Annotated in this window: 10 protein-coding genes; 4 read left to right on the top strand and 6 right to left on the bottom strand. The window is 71.8% G+C overall.

Annotated features, from left to right (window positions below):
• Positions 1–2: 2 nt before the first annotated feature.
• From ACGFIV_RS29845 to ACGFIV_RS29830, 4 genes are read right to left on the bottom strand one after another with little or no spacing between them, the layout of a single operon-like run.
• On the bottom strand, positions 3–1,034 hold the full coding sequence (locus ACGFIV_RS29845; protein ID WP_392838287.1) for a glycosyltransferase family 2 protein: 1,032 nt from the start codon (positions 1,032–1,034) through the stop codon (positions 3–5).
• A gap of 43 nt (positions 1,035–1,077) precedes the next feature.
• A complete protein-coding gene (locus ACGFIV_RS29840; protein ID WP_392838286.1) occupies positions 1,078–2,061 on the bottom strand; it encodes a UbiA prenyltransferase family protein in 984 nt (327 codons plus the stop codon).
• A gap of 18 nt (positions 2,062–2,079) precedes the next feature.
• Positions 2,080–3,114: an NAD-dependent epimerase/dehydratase family protein gene (locus ACGFIV_RS29835; RefSeq protein ID WP_358558891.1), complete on the bottom strand. Its 1,035-nt coding sequence runs from the start codon at positions 3,112–3,114 to the stop codon at positions 2,080–2,082.
• Positions 3,096–4,535 (bottom strand): aspartate aminotransferase family protein, encoded by a 1,440-nt coding sequence (locus ACGFIV_RS29830; protein ID WP_392838285.1) that lies wholly within the window; start codon positions 4,533–4,535, stop codon positions 3,096–3,098. Before ACGFIV_RS29830 ends, ACGFIV_RS29835 begins: the two co-directional genes overlap by 19 nt.
• A gap of 677 nt (positions 4,536–5,212) precedes the next feature.
• Between ACGFIV_RS29830 and ACGFIV_RS29825 the strand changes: the two genes are divergently transcribed.
• From ACGFIV_RS29825 to ACGFIV_RS29815, 3 genes are all read left to right on the top strand, one after another.
• Complete coding sequence (locus tag ACGFIV_RS29825) at positions 5,213–7,456, top strand: BTAD domain-containing putative transcriptional regulator (protein WP_358558887.1); 2,244 nt, start codon at positions 5,213–5,215, stop codon at positions 7,454–7,456.
• A gap of 156 nt (positions 7,457–7,612) precedes the next feature.
• Positions 7,613–8,935, top strand: coding sequence for a hypothetical protein (locus ACGFIV_RS29820; protein ID WP_392838284.1), 1,323 nt, complete (start codon positions 7,613–7,615; stop codon positions 8,933–8,935).
• A 1-nt stretch (position 8,936) separates the two neighbouring features.
• Entirely contained in the window at positions 8,937–9,698 is a 762-nt protein-coding gene (locus ACGFIV_RS29815) for a hypothetical protein (protein WP_392838283.1), read from the top strand.
• Positions 9,699–9,717: 19 nt separating this feature from the next.
• On the opposite strand, the gene ACGFIV_RS29810 is transcribed toward ACGFIV_RS29815, so the two are convergent.
• Positions 9,718–10,089, bottom strand: a complete 372-nt coding sequence (locus ACGFIV_RS29810; RefSeq protein WP_358558882.1) for a DUF4177 domain-containing protein — start codon at positions 10,087–10,089, stop codon at positions 9,718–9,720.
• Between the two features lie 402 nt (positions 10,090–10,491).
• Between ACGFIV_RS29810 and ACGFIV_RS29805 the strand changes: the two genes are divergently transcribed.
• Positions 10,492–11,796: an MFS transporter gene (locus tag ACGFIV_RS29805; protein ID WP_392838282.1), complete on the top strand. Its 1,305-nt coding sequence runs from the start codon at positions 10,492–10,494 to the stop codon at positions 11,794–11,796.
• A 304-nt stretch (positions 11,797–12,100) separates the two neighbouring features.
• Here the strand turns inward: ACGFIV_RS29805 and ACGFIV_RS29800 are convergent, their stop codons facing one another.
• Positions 12,101–13,285, bottom strand: a complete 1,185-nt coding sequence (locus ACGFIV_RS29800) for an acyltransferase (RefSeq protein WP_358562300.1) — start codon at positions 13,283–13,285, stop codon at positions 12,101–12,103.
• Positions 13,286–13,663: the final 378 nt, after the last annotated feature.

Here is a 13,663-nt window from a genome sequence, read left to right as displayed (position 1 = left end):
GTTCACCAGCCTTTCGATGGATCGACCGGGCGCCGGCGGGCGGCGGCGCGATGGGAGGGACCGAAGGAGGAGTCGACGGCGGCCCGCGCCCATCCCACGGCGGCCCCGCAGACCAGCGCCGCGTGGGCGAGGAAGTGCACGGTGGTGAAGAAGGCCAGGAACCCCGGCCCCCTCTCCCGCAGGACGAAGCGCGACAGCGACGGGTCGGACACCGCGAACAGCGCGAGGAACACCGCCGGCACCGGGAGCGCGGGCGCCCACACCAGGCCAAGCGGGAGCGCGGCCATGGTGAGCGCGGCGGCCAGGACCCCGCTCACGCGGTTGACCACCAGGGCGTCGCGCCGCAGCCGGTTCCGTGCGGAGAACCGGAGCAGCTGCGCGCGTTCGTACTGCTCGGCGAGCAGGGGCAGCAGCCGGTCCGCCTCGTCGTGGCGGCCGGTGACCTCGCCGGTGAGCCGGATGCGGTGGCGCTTCAGCAGGCGTTCGCTGTACTCGTCGTCCTCGGCGCAGCGCAGGTTGTCGTCGAACGGCCCCACCTCCTCGAACACCGCACGCGGTACGGCCGCGAGGGCGAAGACGGCGGTCGCCGTCAGGCCCGCCGCCCGGCTGAGGGCGTGGTGCAGGTGCAGCGTCCGGTAGGTCTCCACGGGGCCGTCGTCGACGAGCGGCTCCTTGGCGTAGACGCCGTACACGCACCCGCAGCCGGGGTCCTCACGCAGCAGCCGCACGGCGCTCTCCACCGCGTCGGGGGCCAGGCCGACGTCGGAGTCGAGGAAGAAGAGGATCTCGCCGCGGCTGGAGGCCACCCCGGCGTTGCGGGCCGCCGACACCCCGCGGTTGTACGGGTGCCGGACCAGCGTGCACGGGAACTCTCCCGCGATCACCCGCGACCGGTCGGTGCTGGCGTCGTCGACGACCACCACCTCGACGGCGCCGTAGGTCTGCGCCAGCGCCGCCGTGAGGCAGGCGCGCAGCGTCTTCTCCGAATTGTGGGCGGGGACGATGACCGACACCAGGGGGGACGACCGGGGCACGACTGCCGCCTTTCGCGTTGCCGGGGTTCAGCGTTGCCGGGATTCATCGGAGGATCGCCTCGGCCAGCGCCGGATGGCGGGCGAGGACGAGCGTCGCGCCGAGCAAGGCCGCCAGCGCCAGGCCCGTGGCGGCCAGCCCGCGGTCGCGCAGCAGCGCCCGCACCGGATCGCCGCCGCCGCCGTGGACGAGCACGACCTGCAGATAGCGGAACAGGGCGAAGAGGGCGAAGGGCGTCGACAGCAGCATCGCCGCCTGGCCGTAGGGTCCAAGGGGCGCCTCGGTGCTCAGGTAGATCAGCCAGGAGACCACCCCCAGCACGCAGGTGAGCTGGAGCAACTGGTTGGCCAGCTCGACCGAGTACCCGCGCAGCGCGGGGCGATGGGCCGGCCCGGTGTCCAGCAGTTCCTGGCGCCGTTTGCCGATGACCAGCAGCAGCGACACCGAGAACACCGTGACCAGCAGCCAGCCGGAGATCCGTTCCCCGATCGCCACCGACCCCTGGACGACGCGCAGCGCGAAGCCGAGGGCGACGGCGCACACGTCGACGAGGGGGATGTGCTTCAGCGAGCGGCTGTAGGCCACGTTGAGCACCAGGTAGGCCAGCAGGGGCCAGTACGGCCTGCCCGGCCCGAAGACGACCAGCACGCCGACCAGGGCGAGCAGTGCGGTGCAGTAGAGGTAGCCGGCCCGTACCGAGACGTGCCCCGCGGCGATGGGCCGGTGGCGCTTGGTGGGATGCTCGCGGTCGCGGTGCCGGTCCGCGATGTCGTTACCGACGTACACGCAGGCGCCGGCCAGGACGAACCCGGCGACGGCCCACCCCACCTCGCCGAGCGCCGTGAGGGTCCAGACCCCGGCGTCGGCGAGCGCGATGGGGACGAGCAGGAGGCTCTTGGCCGCGTGCAGCGGCCTTATCAGGGTGACCAGGCTCGCGAGCGTCCCCGGCCGCCCGCCCGCCGTCTCGCCCGCGGGAGGTTCCGGCCTCTGGGCCATCCCCGGGGGGCCGGGAGGGTCGATGACACGCATATGCACCTCCGGCCGGGATCAGAAGAAGACCTTCGCGAGCGACAGCGCGCCCTGCCGCCAGGCGTCGCGGCTGGTCCGCCCGCCGCGCGCGGCCGGCTCCGCGTTCTCGCGCCACCAGGCGTAGGTGCGCAGGATCGCGTCCTGGTTGGAGAGCCTCGGCTCGAAGCCCAGCCGCTCGCGGGCCTTGTCGATGCTGACGTAGGAGTCCGCGAGCAGCTTGTACAGGAGCCGTTCGTACACCGGGGACAGCCGCGTCCTTCCGAGGAGCCGCAGGACGGCGAGGGTGGGCCTGGCCGGGAGGGACACCACCCGTCCGCCGTGGCCGGCCGCGTCGAGCACCGCCTGGAAGTCCTCGCGCAGGGTGGCGAACGCCGCCGCGGCGATGTTGAAGGTGTCGCCTGCCACCTCCGCTGGCGCCTCCAGCGTCCGGACGACCGCGTCCACGAGGTCGTCGATGGCCAGCATCTGGATGCGCACGTCGCCCCGGCCGAGCATGGGGAAGTCGCGCCCCTCCTCGGCCCATTCGAAGAGCATCGCGAACAGGCCCATGCGTCCCGGCCCGAGGAAGGTCTTGGGGCGCAGGATCGGCACGCACATCCCCTCGGCCCTGAACTTCTCCGCCACCTCCTCCGCCGCCGCCTTGGCCCGGCCGTAGGGGTCGACCGGCTCCCGGGGATGGTCCTCCGGCGTGGGCACCAGCTCCGGCAGGCCGTAAACGGCCGTGGAGGAGATGTGTACGACGCGCGGCACGGACGCGCGGTGACCGGCCCGCAGCACGCTCCGGGTGCCACCGGCGATCACGTCGCGGATCTCGTCGGGGGAGTAGCTCGGCAGCGCGGCGGCGCAGTGCACCACGGCGTCCGCCCCGGTCACCAGCTCGGTCATCAGCGCGGTGTCGCGGACGTCCCCGGTGGCGTAGCGGGCCTGCGGGCACTGGCCGGGACGGGCGCGCAGGTCCACTCCCAGCACGTCGTACCCCGCGCCCGCCAGGCGCTGGACCAGGTTGCCCCCCAGCATGCCGGAGCTGCCTGTGACTACGACCCGGACGGCCATCGCGGCGCCACCTTCTCCCGTACGAACCTGGTCAGCAGCCGGGGGAGGCCCTGGGCCAGCGTCTTGTCGAGGCCGTCGAGGAAGTACTCGGCGTCCGCGGGCTCGGCGACCAGCGGGGGCGCGGCCACCAGCGGGTTGTCGCCGTTCAGCGTGTAGTAGGTGTAGACGCCGTGGTCGCGGTACAGGGCGTCGATGACCGAGCAGGTGACGAACTTGACGCGGATGCGCGGGTCCCTGAGGAGGCCTCCGGGGGCGAGCTTCGCGGCCAGGTCGAGGATCCTCGGCCCGCCGTCCAGGAAGATCCCGTACAGCGCGCCCGAGCCCCGTACGGCGGCCACCGTGTCCGGGTGCTCCTTGCGGATCCGTTCCAGGCCCGGCGCGAGGACCCGCTCGATCTCGCGCGCCCGTTTCGGGTAGTCGTCCTCGACGACGATGTTGAGCGCCTCGATCGCGGTGGCGGTCTCCTCGCCGAACCCGTAGTACGTCGTGCTGGTGCTGTGCACGAGGGAGTCGGCGAGGTTGTCGTAGGCCTTGCGGAAGACCGGTTCCCTCGCGACGTACGCGGAGATCGAGGACTTGCCGCCGCCGAACGACTTGGAGGTGGTGAGGACGTCCGGGACCAGGCCGGGATAGCGCATGAAGTAGAAGAGGCTGCCGGTCTTGCCCCATCCCGTGTAGATCTCGTCGAAGATCAGCACGATGCCGTGGGCGTCGCAGAGCTCCCGCAGCCCGCGGAGGAACTCCTCGGAGCAGGAGCGCATGGTCGAGGCGCTGAACGGCTCGACGATGATCGCGTACACGTCGCAGCCGCCGTCGCGCGTGCGCGCCGAGGCCGTCGCGGCGCGCACGGCGCCGAGGTCGCCGTAGGGGAAGGAGACCACTCCGGGGATCCCGGGGAAGCGGAAGCGCTCCTGCGTGCCCGTGAGGCTGCCGGAGCCCAGCAGCTTCCCGTGGAAGCCGATGTCGGCGCGCAGGATCGTCCGCCTGCGCCCCCCGTGGTACTTGTAGGCGAGTTTGACCGCGCCCTCGACCGCCTCGGCGCCCGAGTTGGGGAAGAACGACATGTTGAGGTCGCCGGGCAGCAACTGGGCGAGGTTGTGGCCGAGCGCCGCCACGTACGGCGAGAAGTAGGTCTTGTGCACCTCCATCCGCCGCTCGTCCTGGAAGCGCTTGCGGGCGGCCAGGATGCGCGGGTGGTTGTGCCCGTGGTTGAGCACGCCCACGCCGCCGGTGAAGTCGAGGATCCGCCGGCCTCCGCGGGTCCAGATCCAGGCTCCCTCGGCGCGCTCGACGAGCTCCCTGCCGAAGCCGAGCGACGTCATGAGCGAGACCTGGCTGCGGCTGACGTGTTTCCGGTACAGATCGTGAACGTCTTTCGCCGTCAGACGCTCGCATTCGTCGAGGCTGAACAATTCGGACACGCGCACTCTCTCTTCTGTGTCGTCCGACACGCGATTCGATGGGGCGGAAAGCCCGGACGGCGAAATGGCCGGTCCCGAAACGGGGTTTCTGTTCGGCGGTCGCGCGTTCACGGGCGATCCTCCTCGGCCGGCTCCGCGTGGACCCCTTATCGGCCCCACGCTCGGTGCTCGTTGACCACGTATGGAACGGAGTCGCATTGACAATGCGGCCTGACTGTCAAGCCCGGGTAAGGTCGCCGCTTGACATGAGGAGTGCACGCATTTCAGATGGTGAGACCAGGGCGACCAGCACGTGGGCGAGGGACCGGTGCGCGATCGGCCCGGCCGGGGAGGTGGCGGCTTCCACGGGGCCTTTCACCTGCCGCTCCGCCGTACCGCCCCCTCGGCCCGGTCGGCACCGCGAAAACGTCTCAGGATCCGAGAACACCCTCAACCCATGTGAGATGGGATGAAATACGGGGAAACGCGGGGCGATGTGTCGAACGATGACCTGGGAACCGATCGCGATCTGCCGGACGATGACCCGGGGAACGCGTTCCGCGCGCCTCCGTCGCCGCCATTCGTCATGGGGCCGGAAGGCCGAATCCCCCATTGCGGGAGAGGCGAATAGATGACGCCGAAGAACAGGACGACCCCGGCCGCGTCGACAGGTGAACTCCGTGTGATAGTGCCGGGCCATGCGGTTTCGTGTCCTCGGCACGCTTGAGGCCCGCTCCGGCAGCCACAAGCTGGTCCGGCTCGGCGCGGCCAAGCAGCGTGCGCTGCTGGCGGTCCTGTTGCTGAACGTCAACCGGCCCGTGCACGTCGACCGTCTGGTCGACGCGCTGTGGCCGCAGAGGCCACCCCGTACGGCGGCGGTCGCGCTGCGCACCTACGTGTCCGCGCTCAGGCGGGTGCTCGGGCTCACCGACCCGGCGGAGGCCCCGCTGCTGTCCACCGTGCCCGGCGGCTACCAGATGCGGCTCTCCCCGGCCGACCTCGACCTGCTGACCTTCGAGGAGCTTGTCGACCAGGGACAGCGGGCCCTCGCCGACGGGCGGCCGGTGCTCGCGGCGGAACGGCTGCGGGGGGCGCTCGGGCTGTGGCGCGGCCGGCCGTTCGAGGACGTCGCGCTGGACCCCCGGCTGGGGGCGGAGCTGATCCGGCTGGAGGAGCGCAAGGCCGCCGCGCAGGAGACCTGGATCGACTCCCAGCTCGCGCTCGGCCACCACGGCGACCTGCTCGCCGAGCTGGGGGCGCTGGTGGCCGAGCAGCCGCTCCGGGAGCGGCTGCGGGCGCAGTGGATGCTCGCCCTGTACCGCTCGGGCCGCCAGGCCGAGGCGCTGCGGGCCTACGCCGACCTGCGCAGGCACCTGGTGCGGGAGCTCGGGGTCGAGCCGAGCCCGCCGTTGCAGCGGCTGCACCGCCAGATCCTGACCGGCCACGCCGACCTCGCCCCACCGGCCGTCCGGGACGGCGTGGCGGACGCCCGGCCCGGACCGCCCGCGGTGCCCCGGCAGCTTCCCCGCGACATCCCGAGCTTCACGGGCAGGGCGGCCGAGCTGGCGCGCCTGCGCGCGCTCGTCCACCTGGCGGACCGGCCCGGCGCGCCCGTGATCTGCGCCGTCGACGGCATGGCCGGGGTCGGGAAGACCACGCTCGCCGTGCACGCCGCGCACCGGCTCGCCGAGGGGTTCGCCGACGGGCAGGTGTTCGTCGACCTGCACGGGTTCACGCAGGGGGTGTCGCCGGTCTACCCGGCCGACGCCCTGGAACAGCTGCTGCGCTCCCTCGGCGTGCCGGGCGAGCAGATCCCCCACGACCTCGACGCCCGCGCCGCCCTGTACCGGTCGCGGCTGGCGGGCAAGCGCGTGCTGATCCTGCTGGACAACGCCGCCGAGGAGGCCCAGGTACGTCCCCTGCTTCCCGGCGCGCCCGGCTGCCTGACGATGGTGACCAGCCGGAGGCGCCTGACCGGGCTGGAGGACGTCAGGCCGCTCTCCCTGGACGTCCTGCCGCGTGGCGACGCGCTCGCCCTGTTCACCCGCAGCGCCGGCGAGCAGCGCGTGGCCGGGCAGCCGCCCGCGCTGCTCACCGAGATCGTCGAGCTGTGCGGCCGGCTGCCGCTGGCGATCCGCATCGCGGCCGCCCGACTGCGTGGCCGGCCCGGCTGGACGCCCGCGCACCTGGCCGGCCGGCTGCGCGACCACCAGCACCGGCTCGGCGAGCTCGAAGTCGGGCGGCTCAGCGTCACCGCCACCATGGACCTGTCGTACCACCACCTCAGCCCCGGCCGGCAGGGCATGTACCGGCTGCTCGGCCTGCATCCGGGGCCCGACATCGAGCGCCACGCCGCCGCGGCCCTGGCCGGAACCACCCCCCAGCACGCGAGCAGGCTCCTGGACGACCTCGTCGACGCCCACCTGCTCCAGGAGCCGGTGCCGGGCCGGTACTGCTTCCACGACCTGCTGCGCGCGCACGCCACCGCCACGCTGGCCGACGAGGACACCGACGCCGACCGGCGCACCGCCCTGACCCGGCTGTTCGACCACTACATCCACACCGCCTCGGCCGCGATGGGCCTGGCCCATCCCCGCGAGCCCGGCCGCCGTCAGCCCGTCCCGGACCCGGCCGGGCCCACGCCGCACGACCAGGCACGCGCGGTGGAGTGGCTGGACGCCGAGCTGGCCAACCTGCTCGCCACCGTGGTCCACGCCGCCAGGCACGGCTGGCCCGCCCACGCCCTGCACCTGTCGGCGATCCTGGACCGCCACCTGCGCACCCGCGCCCACCGCACCTACGCCCGTACCCTGCACAGCAACGCCCTTCAGGCGGTGGCGTGCGCGCACCGCGACCTCGGCCACCACGAGCAGGCCAGGAGGCTGTGGCGGCGCGCCCTGGACATCCTCACCGACCTGGGCGTCCCGGAGGGGGACCCTTAGCCGGTTCCCCCGGTCCACGTTTGAGTAGGGGCCTACTCATGCGCCGTCCCCCGCCCACGGCGAAAGATCGAGGCGGACGGGAGCGACCGCGACGTGCCTGCGTGCTCCCGCGTGGCATGCGAGGGATGGGGAAGCGTGGTGGATGTCCTCCTTGTGATGATCGTTCTGGCCGTCTTCCTCGTCCTGCTCGGCCGGTGGCTGCGCGAGAGGAGGACCGGGCGTCCGCTGACGGTGGACGAGAAGGCCCCGACGTTCCAGGTGGTGGCGCTCGGCCTGCAGGGTTCGGGCAAGACACTGCTCCTCGCGAGCATGTACCAGCGGCTCAAGGCGCCCGCGGGCCAGTGCTACTACCTCACCGCGTCGCACGACGACGTGCTGCTGCTGAACCAGTGGTACGCCCAGATGGTCGACACGGCGGGCTCGGGCGACTGGCCCCGCGGGACGGCCAAGGGGGAGACCCGGCAGTTCACCTTCACCGTGAAGACCCCCATGGCCGGCACGGCGCTCACCATCTTGCATCTGAAGTACCTGGAGTACGCCGGCGAGCTCCTCACCGAGATCCAGGACGCGGGCTCCACCAAGCAGAAGGAGCTGTTCGCCCAGATCGACGCGGCGGACGCGCTGATCGGCGTGCTCGACGGGCACCGGATCAAGCAGCAGATCGACGGGCACCCCGAGGGCTCGACGCACCTGGAGCGGACGCTCAACGCCCTGCTGCCGGTGATGATCGAGGCGACGGCGCCGATCAGCTTCATCATCACCAAATGGGACCTGCTGATGGACCTGCATCCCGACGAGAGCACGCGGCTGAGCATCGTGCACAACCTGCTGACCTCCAACGACCTGTTCCGGTCGCTGGTGAACCTGCACAGCGCCAACAGGGTGGTCCGGCTGATCCCGGTGAGCGCGGTGGGCCCGGGTTTCGCCAGGATCGACTCGCGGGGTGAGATCGTCAAGGTGTCCCGGGCCCCGGCGCACCCGGCCAACGTGGACGTCCCGCTGTCGGCGGTGGTCCCCGACATGTTCGACCAGGTCGAGAACCGGCTCAACCAGGAGGCGCGTCTGGCCCTGAGCGCCGAGGTGCGCCGGCGGAGCCGCCAGGGCGCTCTGGAGGCGCTGGGCTCCGCGAGCCTGTTCGCCGGGCAGATGGCGGGGCGCGCGCTGCTCGCCGCCTTCGGCCCTTCGGCGGTGGCCGTCGGCGAGACCATGCTGGGGCTGTTCCTGGACTCCCGGCTGGGCGGGAGCGGCGACGAGGGGCTCCGCCTGGACCAGGAGCTGAGCGAGGCCGAGCGGCGCGTCGAGAACCTCCGCCTGGCGCGCCGCCGGGTCCTGTACGACATGCGGCGCAAGGTGGACATGATGGAAGGCCGCCTGCCGCACTCCCGCCTGTCGGACGGCCATGTCACGGACGGCCGCTTCACGGGCGGCCCCTTCTCGGATGGCCGTTTCACGGACGGTCGCTTCTCGGACGGGCACTGACATGGGCGACGACTCCTACGCGCGGGGCTGGCCGTTCCTGGTCGCACGGGGCCGCCACCGGGGGTACCGGACCCTTCTGGCGCCCGGCTTCCTCATCGCCGAGCACGGCCACGGGGTGCTGGACGACTCGGTGGTGCCGAACTCCGACCAGGACCGCGCCACGGTGATCGAGGTCGAGACCGGCAGGGGACGCCGGCTGACCGTCGCGCACGCCACCCATCTGGTGACCTCCGCCGACATCGCGGAACCGGGCGCCCCTCCCGACCCGCGCGACCCGCGCGACCAGCACAGCCGCCCGCTGCAGTTGATCTACGGGTACGTCTGCCTGGACGCGGCGGCCGGCGAGCCCGACCAGGAGGATCTGAGGTTCTGCCGCCAGGCGTCGCTGGGCGCCTACCGCCGGTTCCTCGGCGACGAGGAGGGCTTCACGGTCGAGGCAAGTGAGGACTTCCCACTGCGGTCGCCCGTCACCCGCCGCCCCTCCGCGCCCGCACGGAGGCCCGCGCGGATGTCGCCCATGGACGGCTACGACGATTCCGTACGGCCGCCGGTCCGCTGGGGGAGGGCGCTGGTCGCCGCCGGCGTCGTGCTGGTGGCGGTGGTCCTGGCGATCGTGTGGCTCACCCCCCGACCGGAGCCGCGCGTGGAGTGTGACAGGGCCGACCAGCAGACCGTCTCCGAGCCCGGACCGCCATCCGCCTCGCCGACCGTGACCTGCCTGAGGGAGGTGCGCCAGAAGGTCCGGCGACCGGAGGGGCCGTGACCGTCAGGTCATTCGCCGCTCACGCGAAACGCGAAGGGGATTCCGAGTAGGCGTCGGTGATACCGCGTTCGAGGAAGGCGACGCTGTCGTGGACGGTCACCAGGCGCCAGCCGCATCTGGCCTCGTTGTTGAGCACGTCAGACCATTCTTCCTCCATCGCGGGAGGCGCTTCCGCGTAAAGGCGGAGAGTCTTGTACTCGTACTTCACGTCGGGATCCATGAATCCCGCCGGAGGCCAGGCAGGCCGTTCGGGGGCGTCCCCGCGCGGGAACACGGCCAGGAAGTCAGCCTCGCGACTTCCCCACGCGTCGCCGCACATGCTCTGGTGCCTGGCCCCTCGAATGTGGCCCGATCGCGACCGTGGATTCAGCGCGTCCGCGAGCAGCCGCACGGTGTCCTTTCGGGGGACACGGCCTGGCTCGACGCCGCTTTCATGGCGGACGGCACGATCGACCTGACGCGCGACGAGCTGTCACAGCTGCATGCGGAGCTGATGTCGGCCATGAGCGATACGTGGCGATAGGCGCCAGGCGGCGGCAGTCGCGTGAGGCTCCCCGGCAGGACGTGGAAAGGGTCATGTACGTGCTCCACGGATTCCCCATGCGCCGGGTGAGAAAAGTTTAGCCGGGGAGCGGCGGGGGAGTAGGCATTTCCTCCGCGTCTGAGCGCGGATCGCTCGGTTCGCTGCGTCGCCCGCGCGTCCCGTAATACGCGCGCGCCTTAAGGAGGGACGCTCGGCCCATATCGGTGTGCGCGTTTTCCCGGGATTAGAGGCGACAGGAGAGCCGGTCTGATGAGCACCCCCGCACTCACCCACCCCTTACGTCAGCCGACCTTCTTCCGGCTCTGGGCGGCCAGCTTCTTCACCGAGGTCACCCGGTGGGGCCTGCTCATCGCGGTGCCGCTGTACGCACTGAGCCTGACCGGGTCGGCGCTGATCACCTCCACCGTGGCGATGCTCGGGCTGCTGCCGAGCCTCGTGCTCACGCCCCTGGCCGGGATATTCGCCGACCGGTGGAACCCCGCGCGGTTCCTGGCCTGGCTCGCGATCGTCCGGGGCGTCCTGCTGCTGCCGCTGCTTCTCGTCCAGGACATGCGGCACCTGTGGATCCTCTACCTGGTCGCCGCGGCCGAGGCCGGGCTCACCGCGATGTTCGAGTCCGTCAAGAACGCCCTGCTGCCGACGGTGGTCGCCCCCGCCCAGCTGGTGACCGCCAACGCGACGATCAGCCTCAACTCCAACCTCGGACGCCTGGTCGGCAGCCCGCTCGGCGGGGTGATGCTCACCTGGGCCGGGATCAACGGCGTGGTGGTCGCGGCCGTGGCGCCGCTCGTCCTGACCGTGATGCTGGTCCTGACGATCTCCGGCACCCGGGCCGCCGGCCCGCCGCCCGGCCCCGGCACCGCGTTCTGGCGGGAGTCCCTGGGGGGCCTGCGCACGATCTGGGCATCGGGCCGGCTGCGCGCCGTCATGATCGTCGTCAGCCTCATGTCCGTCGCCCAGGGGATGTTCGTCATCCTGTTCCTGCTGTTCGTCACCGACCTGCTGGGCGGAGGCGAGTCGGAGGCGGGCCTGCTGCGCGGCGTGCAGGCGGTCGGCGGGCTGATCGGCGGCGCGCTGGCCGGGATCATCGCCCGCAAGCTGAACATGAACCAGTTCGTCAGCCACGGGCTGATGATCTTCGCGTTGATCAGCCTGGCCACCTGGAACTCGGCGCTGCTGACGACCGCGCTGTGGGTCTACGTCGGATTGTTCGTCCTGGCGGGGGCGCCGGGAGTGTGGATCATGGCGGGCTGGCTGTCGGTGGTGCAGCGCGCCACGCCCGCCGGCCTGCGCGGCAGGGTGATGAGCAGCTTCCTGGCCCTGTCCGACGGCCTGCAGGCCCTCGGCATGCTGCTCGCCGGCGTGCTCGTCAGCTTCATCCCGACCCTCGGGCTGCTCAACCTGCAGGCGGCGGTCCTGCTCCTCGCCTCCGTGCTCGCGTGGCGGATGCTCCCCGGCGACCGGACGGACGTGCCCGGCGCCGTCGTCCAGCCGAGTGAGGAGTCCCACCCGTCGGAGGAGTCCCGCGCGTCCGAGGAGTCGCGCTCGTCCTGACGCCGGGGCGGGCGGGGCCGGGTCCGGCCGATCACGTACCCGTGGGGGCGGTCATGCCGCCCGGCCCCGGCCGCGCTCGCTCACCCGGCCGTCCCCCGCGACGACACCTCGAGGGGAACGCGCGTGGGGGACGAGCCCGTGACGGGCACCCGACGCCAGGACGCTGCGACGGATGCGCACGATGCTGACGAACCCGGCATTCCCCCACCTCGTCGCCGGGCGGAGTTCCTCGTAGGGACGGGCGCGGCGCCGCGGGCCTCGACCCGTGCGCGCGGTCCGCACGCCGCCGTCCCGGAGCCGCGCGTCACGCGGCGTCGCGGCGGGCCAGGCGGTGGCCGGCGCGCTGCATGGGCCTCTCGACGAACCGGTGGGTCAGCCAGCTGGCGGGCAGCACCACGGCCACGAAGAGCGAGGCCATGAGCACCTGCACGTGGAGGGGAGACCAGCGCAGGTCCCCTGTCAGCGCGACGTAGTACTTCAGCAGGGGGTGGTGCAGCAGGTAGAGCGAGTAGCTGATCAGCCCGAGCCAGGTGAGGAAGCGGGGCACCCTGCGGTGCCTCAGGGCCATCGCGCCCGCGAACGTCGCGCCGGCGAGAGCGATCGTGGTGATCCAGACATCGGGCTGGATCCACCACCAGCCACCCTGGATCGCCCACACCGGGGTGATCGCCACGAGCACCACGGTCACGATGACCGGCCAGAACGCGCCCGCGCCGCGCTCCCACCGGTAGATCGCCGTACCGGCGAACATGACCGCGACGATGACCACACCGAACCAGGGGACCCTGCTGCTCAGCAGCAGCAGGACCAGCGCCATCAGCCCCATCCCGCAGGCGGCGGCCGTACGGAGCCGGTCGGCGACCACGCAGGTCAGCCCCACCGCCAGCACCGCGCCCGAGGCCCAGGCGAGCCAGCCTCCCGCGAGCGGCGCCCCGGGCAGGAACAGCGCGGTGGCCAGCGCCGTCAGGCCGAACAGCAGGGCAAGCACCCCGCTGCGCTGGTGGACCCGGCCCGCGAACAGCGCGGTCACCAGCAGGTAGAACACCATTTCGTACGACAGCGTCCACATGGTGTCCACGACGCCGCCGACGCCGATCACGTCCAGCAGCATCGTCGCGTGGGCGGCCACCGCGGACGGATCGCGGGGCACTGCCCCGCGTACCGGGATCCACCAGGCCAGGGCGAGCACCAGCCCGATGGTGACGAGGTAGATCGGGTAGAGGCGGAAGCCCCGGCTGATCCAGAAGGCCCTGAGGTCCCCGTGCCGCTCCAGCGACGCGGGGATGATGTATCCGCTGACCAGGAAGAACACCAGGATGCCGTAGAGCCCGACGTTGAACCGGTAGGGGCGCAGCGAGGGGATGACCCAGGGCAGCATGTGCTCGGCCAGCACCGCGATCGCCCCTATGCCCCGCAGCGCGTCCAGCCAGGCGAGGCGGGTCGCGGAGGACGTCATGGCGCGCGAGGTCGCGGCCGGGGCGATCGGCACCCGCACCAATTTACCGAACGGGCACGGTCCGAACCCCGATCAGGCGTCACATAGCGGGCGTCACAGGCTGAAGGACACGGTGGCCCGGGGGCCAGTTGTCGATGACGCGGTCCCCACCGGTGCCGGGCGTCCGCTCGCGTCGGTTGGACCGGTCCGATCGCGATCAGCGCCGCAAGTTCTTGCACCTCATTTGCTTATTCATTTCATCTGCATTTCCGTCTATTGCAATGATGTATCGAGGAATGTCAGGATGATGCAAGCGGTCCGCTGTTGCGTCGGGGACGACTCGTGCCGCTGCGTGCCCTCTGGCGTGCGGTTCCCGCCTCGTCGCGTCACCCAGACGGCGCGATGAAGCACGGATGTCCGCAGCGCAACGAA

This window comes from Sphaerisporangium sp. NPDC049003, assembly GCF_043197795.1.
Lineage (GTDB): Bacteria > Actinomycetota > Actinomycetes > Streptosporangiales > Streptosporangiaceae > Sphaerisporangium.
The sequence above is the reverse complement of the archived record's forward strand: the minus strand, read 5'-3'. Positions and strand labels throughout refer to the sequence as shown.

Coding starts and splice junctions, on each gene's coding strand:
- ACGFIV_RS29840 (WP_392838286.1), bottom strand. CDS start 2,061: ATGCGTGTCATCGACCCTCCCGGCCCCCCGGGGATGGCCCAGAGGCCG.
- ACGFIV_RS29835 (WP_358558891.1), bottom strand. CDS start 3,114: ATGGCCGTCCGGGTCGTAGTCACAGGCAGCTCCGGCATGCTGGGGGGC.
- ACGFIV_RS29825 (WP_358558887.1), top strand. CDS start 5,213: ATGCGGTTTCGTGTCCTCGGCACGCTTGAGGCCCGCTCCGGCAGCCAC.
- ACGFIV_RS29820 (WP_392838284.1), top strand. CDS start 7,613: ATGATCGTTCTGGCCGTCTTCCTCGTCCTGCTCGGCCGGTGGCTGCGC.
- ACGFIV_RS29815 (WP_392838283.1), top strand. CDS start 8,937: ATGGGCGACGACTCCTACGCGCGGGGCTGGCCGTTCCTGGTCGCACGG.
- ACGFIV_RS29805 (WP_392838282.1), top strand. CDS start 10,492: ATGAGCACCCCCGCACTCACCCACCCCTTACGTCAGCCGACCTTCTTC.